The sequence below is a fragment of the Martinezella sp. CNPSo 3732 genome (assembly GCF_057784515.1).
The window spans coordinates 96,558-115,412 of the sequence record NZ_JBXSOO010000003.1 but is presented as its reverse complement, the minus strand read 5'-3'; the positions used below and the strand labels follow the sequence as shown (position 1 = coordinate 115,412).

The 18,855-nt window shown below is 58.9% G+C and carries 20 protein-coding genes and 2 tRNA genes; 16 read left to right on the top strand and 6 right to left on the bottom strand.

Features of this window, described 5'->3' with window-relative positions; all coding sequences use genetic code 11:
- Nucleotides 1-42: 42 nt before the first annotated feature.
- Complete coding sequence (locus tag AC13RM_RS09205) at nt 43-630, bottom strand: class I SAM-dependent methyltransferase (RefSeq protein WP_488554868.1); 588 nt, start codon at nt 628-630, stop codon at nt 43-45.
- Nucleotides 631-788: 158 nt separating this feature from the next.
- Here AC13RM_RS09205 and AC13RM_RS09200 point away from each other — a divergent pair, with 158 nt between their 5' ends.
- Nucleotides 789-2,018, top strand: a complete 1,230-nt coding sequence (locus AC13RM_RS09200) for an aminotransferase-like domain-containing protein (RefSeq protein ID WP_488554867.1) — start codon at nt 789-791, stop codon at nt 2,016-2,018.
- 145 nt (nt 2,019-2,163) lie between these two features.
- Here AC13RM_RS09200 and AC13RM_RS09195 read toward each other — a convergent pair whose 3' ends face one another.
- Nucleotides 2,164-3,222 carry an aldo/keto reductase gene (locus AC13RM_RS09195; RefSeq protein ID WP_488554866.1) on the bottom strand — a complete coding sequence of 353 codons (1,059 nt, stop codon included), beginning with the start codon at nt 3,220-3,222 and terminating at the stop codon, nt 2,164-2,166.
- 172 nt (nt 3,223-3,394) lie between these two features.
- On the opposite strand from AC13RM_RS09195, the gene AC13RM_RS09190 reads away from it, so the two are divergent.
- From AC13RM_RS09190 to AC13RM_RS09140, 11 genes are all read left to right on the top strand, one after another.
- A complete protein-coding gene (locus tag AC13RM_RS09190; protein WP_285171455.1) occupies nt 3,395-4,375 on the top strand; it encodes an ABC transporter substrate-binding protein in 981 nt (326 codons plus the stop codon).
- A 17-nt stretch (nt 4,376-4,392) separates the two neighbouring features.
- Nucleotides 4,393-6,087: an ABC transporter permease gene (locus AC13RM_RS09185; protein WP_440477579.1), complete on the top strand. Its 1,695-nt coding sequence runs from the start codon at nt 4,393-4,395 to the stop codon at nt 6,085-6,087.
- A complete protein-coding gene (locus AC13RM_RS09180) occupies nt 6,075-7,106 on the top strand; it encodes an ABC transporter ATP-binding protein (RefSeq protein ID WP_440477578.1) in 1,032 nt (343 codons plus the stop codon). The genes AC13RM_RS09185 and AC13RM_RS09180 overlap by 13 nt, the downstream gene beginning before the upstream one ends.
- Before the next feature lie 76 nt (nt 7,107-7,182).
- Nucleotides 7,183-8,178: an isopenicillin N synthase family dioxygenase gene (locus AC13RM_RS09175; protein ID WP_440477577.1), complete on the top strand. Its 996-nt coding sequence runs from the start codon at nt 7,183-7,185 to the stop codon at nt 8,176-8,178.
- 48 nt (nt 8,179-8,226) lie between these two features.
- On the top strand, nt 8,227-9,342 hold the full coding sequence (locus tag AC13RM_RS09170) for an endonuclease/exonuclease/phosphatase family protein (protein WP_285171458.1): 1,116 nt from the start codon (nt 8,227-8,229) through the stop codon (nt 9,340-9,342).
- On the top strand, nt 9,339-10,076 hold the full coding sequence (locus AC13RM_RS09165; protein WP_285171459.1) for an NUDIX hydrolase: 738 nt from the start codon (nt 9,339-9,341) through the stop codon (nt 10,074-10,076). Before AC13RM_RS09170 ends, AC13RM_RS09165 begins: the two co-directional genes overlap by 4 nt.
- A gap of 68 nt (nt 10,077-10,144) precedes the next feature.
- Nucleotides 10,145-11,062, top strand: coding sequence for a PhzF family phenazine biosynthesis protein (locus AC13RM_RS09160; RefSeq protein ID WP_285171554.1), 918 nt, complete (start codon nt 10,145-10,147; stop codon nt 11,060-11,062).
- Nucleotides 11,063-11,186: 124 nt separating this feature from the next.
- Nucleotides 11,187-11,262, top strand: a tRNA-Lys gene (locus tag AC13RM_RS09155).
- A 287-nt stretch (nt 11,263-11,549) separates the two neighbouring features.
- Nucleotides 11,550-11,622 (top strand) — tRNA-Pro (locus AC13RM_RS09150).
- A 104-nt stretch (nt 11,623-11,726) separates the two neighbouring features.
- Complete coding sequence (locus AC13RM_RS09145) at nt 11,727-12,038, top strand: hypothetical protein (protein WP_488554865.1); 312 nt, start codon at nt 11,727-11,729, stop codon at nt 12,036-12,038.
- Nucleotides 12,035-12,160 carry a hypothetical protein gene (locus AC13RM_RS09140; RefSeq protein ID WP_488554864.1) on the top strand — a complete coding sequence of 42 codons (126 nt, stop codon included), beginning with the start codon at nt 12,035-12,037 and terminating at the stop codon, nt 12,158-12,160. Before AC13RM_RS09145 ends, AC13RM_RS09140 begins: the two co-directional genes overlap by 4 nt.
- A gap of 28 nt (nt 12,161-12,188) precedes the next feature.
- Here the strand turns inward: AC13RM_RS09140 and AC13RM_RS09135 are convergent, their stop codons facing one another.
- Nucleotides 12,189-12,755 carry a hypothetical protein gene (locus AC13RM_RS09135; protein WP_488554863.1) on the bottom strand — a complete coding sequence of 189 codons (567 nt, stop codon included), beginning with the start codon at nt 12,753-12,755 and terminating at the stop codon, nt 12,189-12,191.
- 268 nt (nt 12,756-13,023) lie between these two features.
- Between AC13RM_RS09135 and AC13RM_RS09130 the strand changes: the two genes are divergently transcribed.
- From AC13RM_RS09130 to AC13RM_RS09120, 3 genes are all read left to right on the top strand, one after another.
- Complete coding sequence (locus AC13RM_RS09130) at nt 13,024-13,596, top strand: hypothetical protein (RefSeq protein WP_488554862.1); 573 nt, start codon at nt 13,024-13,026, stop codon at nt 13,594-13,596.
- A 237-nt stretch (nt 13,597-13,833) separates the two neighbouring features.
- Nucleotides 13,834-14,358 carry an ImmA/IrrE family metallo-endopeptidase gene (locus tag AC13RM_RS09125; RefSeq protein ID WP_374815601.1) on the top strand — a complete coding sequence of 175 codons (525 nt, stop codon included), beginning with the start codon at nt 13,834-13,836 and terminating at the stop codon, nt 14,356-14,358.
- Between the two features lie 39 nt (nt 14,359-14,397).
- Nucleotides 14,398-15,474 (top strand): hypothetical protein, encoded by a 1,077-nt coding sequence (locus tag AC13RM_RS09120; RefSeq protein ID WP_488554861.1) that lies wholly within the window; start codon nt 14,398-14,400, stop codon nt 15,472-15,474.
- Nucleotides 15,475-15,724: 250 nt separating this feature from the next.
- Here AC13RM_RS09120 and AC13RM_RS09115 read toward each other — a convergent pair whose 3' ends face one another.
- From AC13RM_RS09115 to AC13RM_RS09105, 3 genes are all read right to left on the bottom strand, one after another.
- Nucleotides 15,725-16,444 carry a GntR family transcriptional regulator gene (locus AC13RM_RS09115; protein WP_374814844.1) on the bottom strand — a complete coding sequence of 240 codons (720 nt, stop codon included), beginning with the start codon at nt 16,442-16,444 and terminating at the stop codon, nt 15,725-15,727.
- Between the two features lie 137 nt (nt 16,445-16,581).
- Entirely contained in the window at nt 16,582-17,427 is an 846-nt protein-coding gene (locus AC13RM_RS09110; protein ID WP_374814841.1) for an SDR family oxidoreductase, read from the bottom strand.
- A gap of 30 nt (nt 17,428-17,457) precedes the next feature.
- Entirely contained in the window at nt 17,458-18,651 is a 1,194-nt protein-coding gene (locus tag AC13RM_RS09105) for an MFS transporter (protein ID WP_374814838.1), read from the bottom strand.
- On the opposite strand from AC13RM_RS09105, the gene AC13RM_RS09100 reads away from it, so the two are divergent.
- Nucleotides 18,650-18,772, top strand: a complete 123-nt coding sequence (locus AC13RM_RS09100) for a hypothetical protein (protein ID WP_374814837.1) — start codon at nt 18,650-18,652, stop codon at nt 18,770-18,772. The two genes, AC13RM_RS09105 and AC13RM_RS09100, sit on opposite strands and share 2 nt — an antisense overlap.
- The last annotated feature ends 83 nt before the right edge of the window (nt 18,773-18,855 follow it).

The following is an 18,855-nucleotide window of genomic DNA, read 5'->3' as shown; positions in this document are numbered from 1 at the left end:
CGAGAGCCGGATTGGAGGGCCGGGGCGAAAGCTCCGGCCTTTCTATTTTTGAGCTTTGACGTAGAGCCATCTTGTCGGTTCACCATCGAAGCCGCCGCCATCCGCTTTAGTCATGATAATGTTTCTCCATCCTCCGGCGCTCAGCATAGCCTCAAGCCATACGGCGGAAGGATAGTTGTAATAGCGTCCGAACTTGTCGTGTCCCTCTGCTTCACCCGCCTTGAAGCTGGCGTGGAAGATGCCGCCCGTTTTCAGGGCGCGCAAAATGCGATCGAAGATAGCCGGCAGAGCGGATCGCGGTACATGCAGGAGGCTGGCCTCCGCCCATATGCCGTCGAAGATTTCGGTAGCGTCCAGGGCTTCGAAACGCATCACTCGAACGGGCCTGCCGAGACGCTTTTCCGCTTCCCTCGCAAGCTCGGTTGAGCCGTCCGTCGGCGTAACGTCGAAGCCGCGGGACAGCATGTAGGCGGCATCCTGGCCACCGCCGCAACCCAGTTCGAGGATGGTTGCGCTTGCAGTCAGGGTGTCCAGAAAGGCGTCGAGCCGCTGTCTGGGTAGTTTACGGTCGCGCGCTGCGTAGATGGCGGCGTTGTCGGTATAGAAGGACGCTGTCGGGTCGGTGCTCATGCTGGCTGGCGTTCATTTCTTTGTAAGACCATCGTCGATGCTAGCAGGAAAGGCAGACAATATCTGTCACGATGACAAACAAAATAGGTCAGCATTATTGACTTATATTTTGTTGCGTGATCTTGTGTCGGAAAGACCAAAAATTACGAGGAAGCCCCATGTTGAATTGGGAAAATATCTTTGCGACGCGTTCGAGCCGAATGCGCGCCTCCGAAATCCGTGAACTGCTGAAGCTGCTGGAGCGGCCGGATATCATCTCTTTCGCCGGTGGCATCCCCGATCCCGCATTGTTTCCGGATGCGGAGTTCAAGCAGGCCTATGCCGACATCTTTTCCGGTCCGACTGTGAATGCAGCACTGCAATATTCGGTCAGCGAAGGCTATAAGCCGCTGCGCGAATGGCTCGTCGGCCAGATGGGCGCGCTCGGCATTCCCTGTGAGCTCGAAAATGTCTTCATCGTTTCCGGTTCGCAGCAGGGGCTCGATTATCTCGGCAAGCTTTTCCTGTCGCCGAAGGATACGGCGCTCGTCACGGCGCCGACCTATCTTGGCGCGTTGCAGGCTTTCAACGCCTATGAGCCGGCCTACGATCAGCTGACGCCGAACGGTAATCGCACGCCCGAATCCTATCGCGCCGCGGCTGCGCAAGCGGGGGGCAGGGTGAAGTTCGCTTATCTCTCGGCCGACTTCGCCAACCCGACGGGCGAGACCGTCGATCTGGCCGGCCGCAAGAAGCTGCTCGACCTTGCCGAAGAGCTGGATATCGCCGTCATCGAAGACGCCGCCTATCAGTCGCTGCGTTATGACGGCGAGCCGGTCGCGCCGATCCTGGCGCTGGAAATCGCGCGCAAGGGCAGCATCAACGACACGCGCACGATCTATTGCGGCAGCTTCTCCAAGACGCTGGCGCCCGGCCTTCGCGTCGGCTTCATCGTTGCCAATGCGTCCGTCATCCGCAAGCTCGTCCTGATGAAGCAGGCGGCTGACCTGCATTCCTCGACCATCAACCAGATTGCGATCCATCAGGTCGCCGAGCGCGGTTTCGATGCGCAGGTCGCCAAGGTCCGCAAGACCTATAGCCACCGCCGCGACTGCATGCTGACAGCGCTTGCCAAGTACATGCCAGAGGGCACGAGCTGGACGAAGCCTGAAGGCGGCATGTTCGTCTGGGTCACCCTGCCGAAGGGCATGGATGGCGCCAAGCTGCTGGCCCGGTCGCTGGAAACGGCGAAGGTTGCCTTCGTGCCTGGTCAGGCCTTCTTCGCCGACGGTACAGGCGCGAATACCTTCCGCGTCAGCTTCTCCTGTGCCAATGCCGAAATGATCGACGAGGGTATCTCGCGGCTTGGCAAGCTGATCGCGAGTGAGATCGGGGCGATGGCGGCCTAGCTTTTACCTTCTCCCCGGGGGGAGAAGGTGGCCCGAAGGGTCGAATGAGGGGGCCTCACCGATTTGAATTCATGTATTTTCGTACTCTTGGCGGGCGCCCCCTCATCCGCCTGTCGGCACCTTCTCCCCGAGGGGAGAAGGGATGTCACTTCGCCAGATGCGGACCGATCAGCGCGAGATCGGCCTCGCTCAGCCGGTCGTTGGCCGTGTTGCGCTGATGCCAGTAGGGATACATCAGCGGCTGCAGGCTGACGTCATCGAGGCGCTTGCGCTCCTCGTCGGTCAGCTTCAACTCGGCACTCGCAAGATTGTCCTTGAACTGGGCCTTGGTGCGGCCGCCGATGATGACCGAGGTCACGCCCTTTCGGCCGATCAGCCAGGCAAGTGCCACCTGGGCTGCCGAAACGCCGCGACCATCCGCGATTTCCACCAGCGTCTCGACGATATTCCACAGGCGGTTTTCATCGCGGATCGGAGGTTCCGTCCATCCGGCGAACTGGCGCGTACCCTCCGGCGTTGCCTGATTGCGGCGATGCTTGCCTGAGAGCAGGCCGCCCGCAATCGGGCTCCAGACGAGAATGCCGAGGCCTTGGTCGATACTAACAGGCACCAGCTCGTTTTCCGCGTCGCGGGCTTCCAGCGTGTAGTGGATCTGCTGGCTGACGAAGCGTTCGCGCTTGTCGCGCTCACTGACGCCCAGCGCCTTCATGATGTGCCAGCCGGAAAAGTTCGAGCAGCCGATATAGCGGACCTTGCCCTGACGAACCAAGGTGTCGAGCGCTTCCATCGTCTCTTCCAGCGGTGTCTGTCCGTCCCATTCATGCAGCTGATAGAGATCGATCACATCGGTCTTCATGCGCTTGAGGCTTGCTTCGCAGGCCTGAATGAGGTGCTGGCGGGATGAGCCGACATCGTTGACACCAGGCCCCATCGGGAAGCGTGCCTTGGTGGCGATGAGCACGCCGTTCTTGCGCGGGCCGCCGATGATCTCGCCGAGGATTTCTTCCGACGCACCTTGGGAGTAGACATCGGCCGTATCGAGCAGGTTGACGCCGGCATCCACGCACATGTCGACAAGCTTCTTGGCTTCCTTGACGCCAAGGTCGCCAACGGTTTTTGCCCATCCAACTCCGCCGAAGGTCATGGTGCCCATGGTGATGGTGGAAACTTTGAGGCCGGAGCGGCCAAGCAGGCGATATTCCATAGATCTGTCCTCCTCGATCCCGTCTGAAATACGTGCCTCAGAAAATAGTGCCGGATCGCGGCGGTCAAGATTCAATCATCATACGAACGGCAATCTATTCAAATTCAACTGTCACAATCATGTTAAACCCTGCGTCTAGACAACCTCGTACAACCTAGCCGAGGACGTTTTCATGAAGACCTTTGTTTCCGCCATTGCCGGCCTGTTGGCCATCGCCCTTTTCTCCGGAAGCGCCAACGCCGCCGATCTCGTCCTCTATACCAGCCAACCGAATGCCGATGCGCAGGCGACCGTCGATGGTTTCATGGCCGCCAATCCCGGTATCAAGGTCGACTGGGTTCGTGATGGCACGCCGCAGATCATTGCCAAGCTGCAGGCTGAAATGCAGGCTGGCGCTCCGGTGGCCGATGTCCTGCTGATCGCCGATACGGTGACGCTGGAGCGCTTGAAGGAAGCCGGCAAGCTGCTCGCCTACAAGTCGCCGGAAGCCGCAAACTACGATCCGTCGCTCTATGACGCCGGCGGCTATTATTATTCCACCAAGCTGATCACGACCGGCATCGTCTACAACACGGCTGCCGCGATGAAGCCGACAAGTTGGCAGGATCTGGTCAAGCCGGAAGCCAAGGGTCTCGTCGCCATGCCGAGCCCGCTGGCTTCGGGCGCCGCTCTCATCCACGCGCAGACGCTCGCCGGCGTCGGCAGTCTCGGCTGGGATTATTACAAGAACCTCGCCGACAATGGCGCGATCGCCTCGGGTGGCAACGGCGCCGTGCTGAAGTCGGTCGCGTCTGGCGAGAAGGCCTATGGTATGATCGTCGACTACATGCCGATCCGCGAAAAGGCCAAGGGTGCTCCGCTGGAATTCGTCTTTCCGAAGGAAGGCGTTTCGGCCGTGACCGAGCCCGTCGGCATCCTTGCCGGCACGCAGCATGCCGATGCCGCCAAGAAGTTCGTCGATTATGTTCTTTCCGAAAAGGGCCAGGAAGGCTTCCTGAAGCTCGGCTACATTCCGGCCCGCAACGGCACGCCGCTGCCGGAAGGCTTCCCGGCACGTGACAGCATCAAGGTTTTGCCGTTGAATGCCGCCGATGCTCTCAAGAACACGGATCAGGACCTCAAGACCTTCTCCACCTACTTCAAGTCGAAGTAATCCAACCCGGATTTGGAATGTATCGATATGTGCGTCGAGGAAACAGCCAGCCGGCCTGGCTGTTTCCTTTTGTTGTTGCCGTCGTGCTCTTGCTCAGCGTTTTGCCGCTGGCGCGGCTGGCGTTTGCCGGCATCGAGGCGCTGCTCAGGGGTGGTGTCTATGAGCTCATCACCGATCCCTCCCTCTGGCGCTCGGCCTGGTACACGATCGAGACGGCCGTGCTCGGCACCATTGTTTCTGTCTTGCTTGGTTGTCTCTTCGCATTCCTGCTGACGTTGACGGATCTGTCGGGCAGGGGGCTGCTCGGCTTCCTCTTCGTATTGCCCATGATGATCCCGCCGCAGGTGACGGCACTCGCCTGGGTGCAGATGTCCGGACCGTCGAGCCCCTTGCTGAAAGCGTTGCATATCGCGCCGCCGCTCGGCTCGCCGCAGCCGCTGTATTCGGTTGGCGGCATCGCGCTGCTCTACGGCGTTCAACATGCACCGCTTGTCTATCTCGCCCTGCGCGCCGGCCTGTTGGCGCTTCCGCGCGATGGTGTCGAGGCCGCGAGGCTTTCCGGCGCGTCCGGCCTGCGCGTCTTCCGCGATATCATCCTGCCCTTGTCTCTGCCCGGTGTCATTGCCGGAGCCGCGATTGCCTTCGTCTCGTCCATCGGCAATTTCGGCATTCCGGCGATCCTTGGCATTCCCGCCTCAATCTATACACTTTCAACCGTGATCTTCACGAAGTTCTCCAATTTCGGGCCGAGGACATTCGGCGATATCGCCGTACTCTCAATGATGATTGCCGTCATTGCCGTTGCCGGTCTTGCCGTGCAGGGCAGGGCCTTGAAGGGGCGTGATTACCGCGTCATCGGTATTTCCGGCGCGACGGCTGCCTTTTCGCTCGGCCGCTGGCGCTTTCTGGCGTTGCCGGCGCTCTATGCCATCCTCTTCGTCATGCTCGTTGCTCCCTTTCTGGCGCTGGTCGCAGGCGCGCTGGTGCCGGCTTACGGCGTGCCGCTCACCTTCAAGACGGCGTCGCTCAACGCCTTTACGGAAATCCTGTTTCGGCAGAGCATAACCCGCACCGCTTTTTCCAATTCGCTGTTTCTTGCCGGCACGACGGCGCTCGGTCTCCTCCTGGTGACAGTGCTCGCGGCCTATGCGCTGACGCGGCGTAAAGACATGTTGAGCCGCATCGTCGGCGGCATGATTGAGATCCCCTATGCGCTTCCGGGCATCATCATTGCCGTCTGCTTCATTCTGGTATTTGCAGCACCCTTGCCGATCCTCAACGTCACGCTTTACGGGACGATCTGGATCATCCTGCTTGCCTATTTCTCCGCCTATTTCGCGGTCAGCCTGAAGCCGGTCATGAGCGCCTTCCTGCAGCTCGATCCGGCATTGGAGGAGGCGGCGCGTCTTTCCGGTGCCGGCTTCTTCCGTCGGCTGACCGATATCATCGTGCCGCTGATTGCGCCGGCGGCGGGCGCATCGGTGATCCTCGTTTTCCTTATTGCCTGCAACGAGCTGACCGTTTCAGCGCTGCTCTGGTCGGCCGGCACGCAGACGCTTGGCGTCGTCATCTACAATCTCGATGATGGCGGCAGCGCCGATCTGGCCTCTGCCATGTCGGTCATCGTCATCGCCGTGGTCGTCATTATGATGGTGCTTCTGGAAATCATGGCCAAGCGCCTGCCGAAGGGAGTGGTGCCTTGGCGAAGCTGATCCTCAATCACATCAGCAAGGATTTTGGCACAGGCGGGCGAGCTGCCGTCAATGCCTTGTCGCTCGACGTGCGCGAAGGGGGCTTTCTGGCGCTGCTCGGTCCTTCCGGCTGCGGCAAGACGACCGTTCTTCGGATGATCGCCGGTTTCGAGCAGCCGACCGATGGCTCCATCCACCTCGGCGAACGGTTGCTGGCGGATGCGGCGAGCATGCTGCCGCCGGAGCGGCGCAACATGGCAATGGTGTTCCAGTCCTATGCGCTTTGGCCGCATATGAACGTCGCCGATAACGTCGGCTATCCGCTGAAGGTGCGTGGCATTTCGGGCGAACGCTACCGCGAGAAGGTGCGCGAGGCCTTGGCGACGGTGCGTCTTGGCGACTATGCGGAACGCAGGCCCGCCGATCTCTCCGGTGGCCAACGGCAGCGCGTGGCGCTTGCCCGCTGCCTGGTGACATCGCCCGATGTCGTGCTGCTGGACGAGCCGCTAGCTAACCTCGACCGTCATCTGAAGAAGGAGATGGAAGAAACCTTCCGTGAGTTCCACCAGCGCTCGGGTGCCACCATGGTCTATGTCACGCACGACCAGAGCGAGGCGATGGCGCTCGCGACCGACGTCGCCGTCATGTCCGAGGGGCGGCTATTGCAGGTGGCGCCGCCGGCGGAGATCTATGCGCGCCCTGAAGGGAAAATGGTCGGCGGCTTGGTCGGGCAGGGCGCCATTCTGTCGCTCGCTTTTCCCGATGGCGGTCCGCGCCGCATCGACTGGTCGCTCTTCCGAGGCCTGTGGGAGAACCGAACGGGCGGCTCGACAAGCGCGGATATTCTCGTGCGACCGGAGGATGTGATTGCCGCCGGCGAGGGCATTTCCTGCCGTGTCGATTCCGTCCTTTATGAGGGTGAGCGCTATGCACTGAGGCTGTCGATGCCGGATGGGCAGATGCTGCGTGCCTATAGCCGCGAGCCTGTCGCCGCGGGCGACGACTATCGAGTTGCCATTCGCTCAGCCTGGCGGCTTTGATCGGTAGGGGACAAGATGGTTGTTCCCTGCCGCCTCCTATGCTTGATTTGCTCGATGTCAAGAAGGGGAGTCGCGCATGTCCGATCATAGCTTTCCGATTTTCGATCTCGGCGCCTTCGAAGCAGCCGATCATGACGAGAAAAAGCGGCTGGGCGCGGAGGTGGACCGGATATGCCGCTCGACCGGCTTCCTGGCGATTGCCAACCACGGCGTCGCGGATGCCGTGATCGCCGAGGTCTGGAAGAAGACGCAGACTTTTTTCGATCTGCCGTCTGAGGTGAAGCAGAAGGCGAAAACGCTCTATCCCGGCTATCCCTACGGCTATCTCGGACCGGGCACAGAGGCGCTTGCAAAATCGCGCAACGTGGACACGCCGCCGGATCTGAAGGAAAGCTTCAATGGCGGCCCGCTTTCCGTACCCTCAGGCATGACAGATACTGAAGCACTCGGCTTCTGTTATGCCGCGACCATCTGGCCGGAGGGGCCTGAAGGATTCGCGGACGCATGGAAGGCTTATTATCGGGCGATGGAAGATTTGGCGGCGCGTATCATGCGCGTCTTCGCAATGGCGCTTGGCCTCGACCAGCATTTCTTCGATGCCTACGTCGATGCGCCGATCAGTGCGCTGAGGGCGCTGAATTATCCCGAGCAGCACGTGCCGCCGCAGCCGGGCCAGCTTCGCGCCGGCGCGCATACCGATTACGGCAGCCTGACGATCCTCTTGCCGCAGCCTGGCTCAAAGGGCCTTGAGATCATCGCTCCCGATGGCAACTGGACGCCGGTGCCGCCGGTGGAGGGCGCTTTCGTCATCAATATCGGCGACCTGATGGCGCTCTGGACCAACGATCGCTGGGTTTCCACCGTGCATCGTGTCGTCAATCCGCCGCCGGAGGAGGGCGGCATGCAGCGCCGCCAGTCTCTGGCCTTCTTCCATCAGCCGAACTGGTTTGCCGAAATCGCCTGCCTACCGTCGTGCCTGAAGGAAGGCGAGGAGCCGAAATATGCTCCCGTTCTTTCCGGCCCGTATCTGATGGGCAAGTTCAAATCGACGGTAACAGCCAAAGCCGGATGATGCGACTATAATAAGCCGGCTCACATTCTTCTTAAATTGGAATGCTTCATGTCCCTGCGCCTTGCGACTTTCAACGTCGAAAACCTTCTGACCCGTTTTGATTACACTGGTTTTCGCAATCAGTTGCGCCAGGATCGCGTGTTGCAGCTCTTCGATGTTCGTAATGAAGAGATCTATCAGCAGTTGGAAGCGGCGCGTGTGATTGCGGCGACTGACGACACCAGGCAGATGACGGCGCTCGCGATCGCGGATGCCGATGCCGATATCATCTGCCTGCAGGAGGTCGACAACATGGCGGCGCTGCAGGCTTTCGAATATGGTTATCTCTACCGCATGGTCGGCAACGGCTATCGGCAGAAATTTCTGATCGAAGGCAATGACAGCCGCGGCATCGATGTCGCCGTGATGATGCGCGAGGAAACACGCGACGGTCAGCCGATCGTTCTCAATGATATCAAGAGTCACGCCATGGTGACCTACGGCAATTTCGGCCTTTTCAACGACGAGCTGGCGGAGCTCGGCCTTCATTCGGAGGACAAGATCTTCAAGCGCGATTGTCTGGAACTGCGTCTCCATATTGGCGGTGTGCCGTTCTCGCTCTATGTCATCCATCTGAAATCGATGGGACCGGCACGTGAAGGGGTGGATGGACGTCATGCGACCATGGCGATACGCCGGGCCGAGACCATGGCGGTTCGCCGCATCATCGAAGATCGTTTCGGCGCCGGCCACACAGCAACGAAGAATTTCGCCATCTGCGGCGACATGAACGACTATCAGGAATGGATCGATGTCATCGGCACACGCCGCACCGGCTATCGCTTCGAACCGCGCAGCGAGGAGAAAGGGAGCGCACTCGATGTCTTCAGCCATGACGGTTTCGCCGAAAACGTCATGCGGCGGCGCGACGAGCTTGACCGCTGGACACTTTACCACGCCCGCGGACCGCAGGAGCAGCGGCTTTGCCAGCTCGACTATATCTGGCTCTCTCCGGCGCTGGCTCGCGCCAATGCGACGCGCGTGCCCGATGTCGTCCGCTCGGGCCAGCCCTTCCGCACTATTTTCCCACCGGGGCAGGAGGTAGAGCGCTATCCACGCGTCGGCTGGGACAGGCCGAAAGCCTCCGACCATTGCCCCGTCGTCATGACATTGGATTTGATATGACCCTTTCAGAACAGAACGACGTGGCCGCCTGGCCGCCGGAAAGCACCGTGTTCCCTATCTCCAGCATCGACCTTGCCGTGTTTCCGGGCGAACATCCGTTTCACCTGCGTGAGCAGGAGGCGGCGCGGGAGAACTGGGCAAGGGAAATTGCCGCCAATCCATCACTCTATGACGGTCGCATGATCTTTCAGCACAGGCTGTCGCTTACAGGCGGTGCAGTGAAGGGGGAGGCCTATGTAACACCCTTCTCGACATTTCTCCTGTGGCGAAAGCAGCGGCAGCCAGGAGCTTTTCACCTTTTTGCCTTTCCCGTCATCGTATCGTCGGACGGAGCGATCATCGCGATACGCATGGCCTCCCATACCGCAAATCCCGGTCAGGTCTATTGCGCCTCCGGATCGATGGATGAGAGCGATATCGTCGACGGGCACGCCGATGTCGAAGGCAATATGCGGCGTGAGGTGTTGGAGGAGACTGGTCTCGATCTACGTGATGCCGCTCCGGTATCCGGATATCACGCAATGCATATAAGGCGTTCGGTGACGCTTCTTCGCGTCTTCCGTTTTCCATGGACGGCCGAGGATATGCTTCGGCGGATCGAGGCGCATATGCTCGTTTCCGAAGAGGACGAGGTCGATGGCGTGGTCGCTATTCGATCGGCCGACCCAACGGCGCATCCCTATAACATTGCGATGCGTCCCATTCTCGCCTGGTTCTTTGGCGGCGGCCAATAGCTTGGGCTTGCGCTAGGGTCGCTTGCCGGTATGAATAATCAAATCTGGAAATACGGATGGAGGTCAGATTGGCACGCAGCTACAGTGTCTATGATGTGTTCACCGACAGCAAACTGGCGGGCAATCCACTCGCGATCATCTTCGATGCCGAGGGGTTGAGCGACGAAGCGATGCAGGCGATCGCCAGGGAGATGAACCTTTCCGAGACCGTATTCGTGCTGCCGCCGCAAAATCCTGCCCATACGGCGAACCTGCGGATATTCACGCCCGGTCGCGAACTACCTTTTGCCGGGCATCCGACCGTCGGCACAGCGATCGCCTTGGCGGAGAAGGCCCATGCCAATCATGGCGGAGATCTCGATCTCGTTTCCGTTCTCGACGAGCGCGTCGGGCCGGTGCGCTGCGCCATCAAGCTGAGACAGAACAAGGCGAGCTTTGCGGAATTCGATCTGCCGAAAAAGTCGCAGGAGATCCTTCTGCCGCTCGACAGAGCCGATATAGCCAATGCGCTCAGCCTGAAAATCACCGAGATCGGCTTCGAAAACCATGTTCCTTCCATCTGGAGTGCCGGTGTGCCGTTCCTTCTGGTGCCGGTGCATGATGTTGGCGCGGCGGAAAGGCTGGAATTCGATTTGCAGCTCTGGGAAAAGACGGTGCCTTTCGTCGATGGCGCGCTTGCCTCGGCTTTCATTTATTGTCGTGGTGGCGTCAATCACGTTGCCAAATTCCACGCGCGCATGTTCCCTGTGGGAATGGGTATCGTCGAGGATCCGGCGACGGGAGCCGCGGTGGCGGCGCTGTCCGGTGCGATCAATCAGTTCGATGCTTTGCCGGATGGGCATCATCCTGTTGTCATAGAGCAGGGCATCGAGATGGGACGGCCGTCGCTGATTCATCTTCACCTCGATATCAATGGTGGCCTGATCGCCAATGCTCGCATCGGCGGCCAGGCGGTGCGCGTTGCGTCAGGAATTCTTGAGCTTTGATTTTATTGAGTTTTCGGCTGCCTCTGAAATTTTTTTGACAAAAAAACAAAGAAAATTCGTCTGGCCGCTGGACAATCAAACCGATCCTATTTATATGCCCGGTCACGCCGCCAGCAAGCGGTACGGGTGATTAGCTCAGTTGGTAGAGCAGCTGACTCTTAATCAGCGGGTCGTAGGTTCGAGCCCTACATCACCCACCATTTTTTCCTCTGATATACCAATTAGTTGCCTATCAGAGGCATGATCACTTCAGAAACAATTTGGTCACTTTTCCTGGTCACCAACATGGTCACGGTCAGATGTTTTGGCTTTGGTCGGCCGCCTGTGGATTGCTGTGGATAAGGTATGGGTGCGATGAGCCCCGTCACAGCGTTCGTCGATTATTGAAGTTCTGCTGGCCCGAACTGGTGGGGAGGCGTCAAGCTCGAATCCCGCAAGATGAATTCCCAATCTCTGCGAGCTCTGGTTGGGTTTGCGGTGTCTCGGGCAGACTGAGCCGAAGCTGAGGCACAACGTTCGGGACGTGGGGGGCGAGTGTTCGAATCACTCCACTCCGACCAGTTTTCGCTCCATTAACGCGTCGATCGCTATATTTCACGGGGTGGCTTGCCGGAAGGAACCGGGCCCGGCATCTATGCCCTTCGAACGAAATGGAGGCTACGACATGTCGAACTTTGGTTCCCCGGCGCATAACGCAGCACTTGGCAATGCGGCCGGGATGATGTTCCTCGCCGCCGCCGGTGTCGGATTTGCCAATGCCATCGGCGACGCGATCGCTGCTGGCGCACGCGCTCGATATGAGCAGCGCTACGATGACGTGCTCTCGGCCGCGAGCAACCATGCCAACAACATGGAAGGCCTTGCGCGCGTGGCAATGACGATGCTCGCTGAACTTGAAGCGGAAAACAGCCGCCTCCGCGCCGCATGCAACCAGCGTCAGCAAGTGATCAACGCGTTGAAAGGTCGTCGCTCGTGAATGCCCCTGATATCACCGATGAAGAATGGTGGCGGCTCGTCGAGGAGTTCGGCATCGACATCATCGTCGAAAGACCGGACATGATCCGCGTTTTGCTAAGATACCTCGAGAACGAGGAATGAAAATAGCCCCCCAATTGGCGGGCTTATGTTAGGCAAGCTTGAAGTCCTTGGAATGGTCAGGCTTTCCCAGGCGGGCGTGAATTCGCCATGCCGTCTGCTCCCCGGGCGACATGCGTTTCGGTGGCCGCGATGAAGCGGGAGGCGTTTCGACCGCTTTCGCGGGCGTGACCGCCGGAACGCCGAAGATTCCGTGATCTTTACCTTCGATCCATCTGCGAACCTTTGCGGTACCGGCCGCGGCAAGGGCTTTGAGTTCGTGGTCATCCATTGTCAAAAGGGTAACGCGAGCGTCAGATCGAATTGCTGACAAGTCCATCGTAGCGCGAGCAGTTGCGTTGCCTGCAGCGTACTTCATTACCGACTCGATGCCGTCGCGGTCAGAACGTAGAAGCGCGGCCTGTGCCTGTCGGTTTGCTTCATACTCTTCAAGCAGCTCGTTGCTCGTTTTGTTCGGTGCAAACTCCGGCCACGGCAGTGCCCCGCCGGCACCGAACAGCGCCCGAAACGGCGAGAATACGAGATTTTCAGTCCACCTCAGCGCACCTACGCTCGCCCTAAAGAGTTTCGCTATCGCGTCTGCAATTGCCCTCAACATGGATCGTCCTCTGTTTCAGTTGACGGCACAGGTTCTGATGACCGGCCGCAACCGACAAATCGCCCCTCGTTTGCTAAACTCTGCTAGGAACCCAACACACTAAGGTAACCATCTGTTTTAGCAGGACATTATGACCTGCCGCTTAAGACGCTGCAGTCGAAACAAAAAAGGAGTCAAACATGGCTGATCATCCTTTCGAGCTTATAGGTGCGACCCTGTAAGCTCATTGCCCGGGTCATCGCACCGATCCCGGGTGAAAGGACTTGGCATGGCCAAGATGACTGCCTCCGCCTCCAAAATGAATCGCAAGTGCCGCAACGTGTCGGCGTTCGATATCCTCCGCTTGATGGAAGCCGACTACGGCAAACCCCATGTGCAGGCTATCTTCGCCGATGCCACTAAGTCGTTGGAGAAAGCGAAGAAGATCGCTTGCGCGTTCATCGCTGACTTGCAGGTCATGGCCGTCGCAAGTCCCAACGAACGTTACCACGTTCCGGCGTTCGCGATGAAGAACGGCAGCTTCTACTTCGGCGACATGATCGACGGCGATATCAAGCCTTTCTTGTCGCTGAAGCCGGAGGACGCGGCGCACGTATTTCCCATGATGCCGCTCACGGGGATCACGGCGGGTGAGGCCGCCAACATCTTCCTCCATGACGAAGAGGAGGTGCTCGTTCCGCTCACGGCTCTTGCTGTGACGTTGTTCGAGCAGTCCAAGCAGGGCAAGACCGATGCGGTTGTAGTGCATCAGCAGTACTTCCTGGTGCATCTCATCTCGCACCTGGAACTCGGTGTCAACATCAATGGCTACGTTGATCTGCCGCGCGAGGCGAAGGCGTAATTTCGACAAGCGCGGCCCCGGCGGGAACTCCGGGGCCGTTTCTGTCTGCTGCGGATGCCGACGGCAGTTGCCTATCATCTTCGAGCAGGAGAGCGGTGACGTTGCAAGGCGGAATCCCTATAACTATATTCTAAGCCGGGGGCGATGATGGAGTGAAACCGTTGTGGCACTGAGCGTGTCTCGTGCGTATAGTGTCTTTCTGGCGAATCGAAATTAAAGGAGGATGGTGTGACTTTCATGAAACCCAGCCCCCTTGGGGCGAGCAAAGCAGCCGTTTACAACTTTGCGGAAGATGTTGCCAAACATGTAAAGTACGAGATTGGCGAGAATATGCGAGCGTTCGTATCGCGTTTGGGTGGCCGGATTTCGTTTCATGAAGAAGTGCAGCCTGGCGACGAGTTCCCCGAGTCGATCATCGTGCAGCCAAATGGAGAGTTTCAAATTTTCCTGCCGACCGTGACCACGGCCGAGCGTGATCGCTTTACTATCGCACACGAACTTGGACACTTGTTCTTACACTTTCCCAAGGTGAAGCGCGACCATCCCGGGGTACCGATGGTTGCGACGCGCAAAGTTGATCAAGCGGACCAAGTGCAGAGACGTGCGGAGTGGGAGGCGAACTGGTTCGCTGCAGCATTTGTGATGCCCGCCGAGCCTTTCCGTCACTACCATGCGGCAGGTGATAGTGCTGTTGAGCTTGCAAGAAGGTTTGGGGTTAGTCAGAGCGCCGCGGAAGTTCGCGCAAGCACTTTGGGTCTTTAAGAATTGGCGAAGTGCCCAGACTACCGGATGCGCCTTTTCATGTCAGTCGACTTGGTCGGGTCGACCGCATTCAAAGCGAGCAAGAAGCATTCCGAGCCCCAAAACGGCAGCCCGTCGCCCGCATGGGTCGACGAGTTTCGTACTTTCTATAAGGATTTTCCGATCGCGGTCGCGACTGCGTACGAATTGGTGGTGAAAGCGCTGGGAGAGGAGTTGCTTGACGAAGCACGCAACCGGCCTCGGGTTTGGAAGACTATCGGAGACGAGATTATTTTCTGCAGCCGTGTGAACAGCGTCGAGCACGCGGCCACATCGGTGTCTGCATTTCTCAAGGCGTTGGAGCTGTACTCGAAGCGACTGGAAGCTGACGATAAGCCTCTACGGCTCAAGGGCGCGGGCTGGTTGGCAGCATTTCCCGCACCGAATATAAGTATCGCGGTTACCTCTGACACAACAACCGGCCAATATGCCGCGGTGGAAATGCCGAGTGAAAACACAGAGGAATTTGAACGAGCAGCTGACGATGCGCCGAGCAGGTTCGATTTTCTCGGAAAAGGGATAGATACCGGTTTCCGGATCGCGAAAAATGCATCGGAAGATCGCTTTGTTGCCTCGGTACAGCTAGGCTACGTGCTTGCGCGGGCCTCTGCCAAGAAGAAATTCCCACACGCTTTTGGTTATCATGGACGCGAAGCTTTGAAGGGCGTCGTCGACGGTGCGCCTTATCCTGTGATTCCCGTAGACACTGAACGCAGCGAAATCAAATCAAAGCTCAAAAGCCGCGAAGCGGCTTTAACCGGAGACGCCAACGTTCAGGCTCACTCTTTATGTGACTTCCTAGAAACGTTCATGGAGGTGGCCAACATCGACCTCCCATGTTTGGGCGAGGGAAAAGAGGCTTGGGGGAGCGATTGGCCGGAGAGTTATCATCGCTATCAGGCGGCGTTTGAGGAGCACCTTCGGATTGACGATGCAAACGTGCGCCAAGTTGTAGAGGCTGTTGACCCTGACGTTCCAAACGATAAGTCGCTAGACGATGCGAAATACTTTCTTGATGAGTTAGTCCCCTCGCCGGAGGAGAGCGGTGGGTCTGTGGTTGCTGACGGCGGTTCCTAGCTCCAGGTTGTCCGATGCTTCCAACGGCAGCCGTGGAACTGATCACCAGACGTCGGAAGGCCGGACGGCCTGCCGACGATGACTCTTGCCTAAGTTCCGATAAGGAATGTTATCGGAACTCAAATCGATCGAAACGACGCTATCGGTTTTGAACCAAAGAGACGTTTACTTCTGCTAGCCACCAGACTTTCTCGGGCAAATAAGGACTTGTCTACGAATTGGACAAGGAAAGAAGGTACCCAGGTCGGGGTCAGAACCCCAGACGCTCGAGCAGTTCGACAATAGTCTTCTTCGCACGCTCCCGGTGGTCGTGATGGATTTGCCTGGCCCTCTCAGCGTCCTTTTGAACAAGGGCGTCGATTAGCGCTTCGTGATCGCGGTTCGACTGCAGAGGCTTTGGCCTGAGTTTGAGCGTAAGCATTCGAGCGCGGTGGGCCTGTTCGACGAATTGGTTTACCACGGCGATCAGCCTCTGGTTTTCGCTTAGGGAAACCAATTGAGCATGGAACCGCTCGTCGGCTTTCGCCCACGCTGCAAGGTCGTCCGCGGCGAGGGCGGAGTCCATGGCATCGATGGCGGCCCGAAGACTCTTCATCTCCGCTTCGGACACGCCCCTCTTTGCCACCTCGTAGGCGGCGATGGACTCGAGGCCCGTGAGAACCTCGTACATCTCGCGGACGTCCCTCGAAGAAAGCGGCAACACACGCATTCCGTGACGGGAGCGTATTTCGACCAGTCCTTCGGTCTGCAGACGTAGCATCGCTTCGCGGGTTGGCGTGCGGCTCATGCCAAGGCGCTCGCTTGCCTCTGCTTCAAGAAGATGTGACCCCGCTGGCAGCTCATTGTCGAGGATAAGCCGTTTGAGCTCGATATAGGCGCGCTCTGCCTGGCTGACCTTCTCCTGTGTCGATACGATGACGTTATCGGCATCCTTCTGGACAGATCGAGCGGCTCGGGGCTGTGACGCCATCAGGCGGTTTCCTCAAATTGTTATGAATCCTCACATAGAGAGTTGCCCTCCAAAATCTCCCCCGTCAACTCAGATACGAAAAGACCCGGCGCTGAGCCGGGTCCCCTGCATTCGATTCATCTGGCTTGAGCTGATATTCAGCCCCGCATCCACTCCGCGAACCGATCCTTCCAGTCCGGATGCCACCGCGACAGCGCTGGGCGGTTCTCGATCATGTCGTTTGCGGACCATTGTATCCGCTTCGCATCCGTGGCGCTGGTCACAGTGTTGTCTGGGCAGATGATGTAGAAGTCGTCGTTGAGTAGACGCTTCAGGAAGTAGTCCACGAGTTCGGCCGAGGTCCATGCTTCGTCCGGCTTCGCCGATCCGTCAGGCTTATGCGCCGCGTTCATGGGCGTCCAGGTGTAGCCGGGGACGAGGAGGTGAGCCGAGACGCGACCACTCGTTTCCTTCAACAGTTCGTGCGACAGCTGCTCAGTCAGCACCTTTACCGCCGCCTTGGCCACCGAGTAGGCAGCGTTGCCAGGGGGAGTGGTGATGCCTTCCTTGGAGCCGAGGTTCACAATCGCGGACGGGCGATCCGATGCCAGCAGATTGGGAATGAACAGGTGTTGGGCCGACAGAATGCCGCCGAAGTTCACATCGAGCTGACGCTTCCAGGCTTCCGGTTCACCCCAGGGGCCAGCACCTGCCGAGATGCCCGCGTTGTTAACGAGCAGCGCGATGTCGCCGAACCGATCCACCGTCTCGTCTCGTAGCCTGCACAGGTCGGAGGTGTTCGTGACGTCACCGACGACGAATAGCGGTTTCTTACCCAGCGATTGGGCGAGTCGCTCGAGCGCTTCGCGGTCGCTGTCGAACAGTGCGAGTTCCATTCCGCGCTTCGCCAATGCGCGTGCCAACGCTTCACCGATACCCTTGGCGGCTCCTGTGATCACGGCTACCCGACCAACGGCGAGTACGTTTTCCATTCTCTTTGTCATTGTTTACTCCCGTATAGGCGACGCAACGCGTCATGAATGATTGCAAAGGTTCTCGAAGATGAGGGCTGCGACGAACACGAGGAGCCCAAGCAGCGCCAACCCGGCACCGACCAGGCCTGTCGATGCCCATCCGTAGCCGGCGGCGATGGCGAGACCTCCTGTCCAGGCTCCGATCGCGTTCGACAGATTGAAGGCCGAATGGTTCATTGCGGCAGCCAGCGACTGCGCTTTCGGCGCGACGTCCATCAGGCGCGCCTGCAGCGCCGGGACGAGACCAAAGCCAATGCCGATGAAGAACAGGGTTGTGGCCGAGGCTATCGGGCTAGAAGCCGTAAAGGCGAACAGACCGAGAAATGTGATGTTCCAGATCAGGAGGACCACGATCGTGCCGCTCTGCCACTTGTCGATAAACCAGCTTCCGATTTGGCTCCCGAGAACCATGCCGAGGCCCCAGAAAGCCAAGTACGCGGGGACGTAGGAATCCGGCTGGCGTGCCAGCTCGGTGATCGCGTGCGTGATATAGCTGTAGACCGCGAACATGCCGCCGAAACCGATGGCGGCCGTCCAAAGGGTCAGCCAGACCTGCAGACGCATGAGGCCCGCTAGCTCTCTACCCGGTGACGTCTCGGGATCGGCTTCGACACTCGGCACCATCACCCAGATCAGTAGGGTTACGAGCGCACTTCCCGCGGACACGGCGATGAATGTCGCACGCCAACCGAAGAACTGACCCAGCGCGGTCGCTATCGGGACGCCGATAAAATTGGCGGCGGCAAGGCCCAGCATCACCCGGCCGATCGACTGAGCGCGCAGCTCGCGTGGAACGATCGAGGCGGCAACGATTGATGCGATACCATAGTAGGCACCGTGCGGCAGACCTGCGAAGAAGCGGGCCAGCGAGACCGACCAATACTGGGAGGCGAGGGCTGTTGCGGTGTTACTCGCGAACATGGTGATCGTGATGAGCATCAGTAGCTTCCGCCGGTCCATCCGCGCCGTCGCGACAGCAAGGAGAGGGGAACCGATGACGACGCCGAGCGCGTAGGCGCTAATGAAGTTGCCAGCTTCGGGAACGGACACCGAGACCGCATTCGCGATATCGGGAAGCAAACCCATGGCCGTGAATTCGCCCGTTCCAAGGATGAGGCCGCCGATCGCCAGAGCGAGTTGGGCGAGGGCGACGCTTTTGCTTCCGGAACTGGTTGATGCTGGGAAGGCGGACATGGGAACTCCAAAGGCAATCGCCGCGTCGGAAGGTTCGCGCGACGCGTTCGTTGCAAGCTGGTTGCGTGGGGTGCTTTTTGATGAGCTCAAGATAGAGCATGCAGCACAGGTAAAGAAGTGAAGGAAATTGCACGACCCGATGAGCGGTGCTCACCCATGCTGTAGATGTTTATCTGACTGGAGGCTGTTTAACGAAGTCGCTGA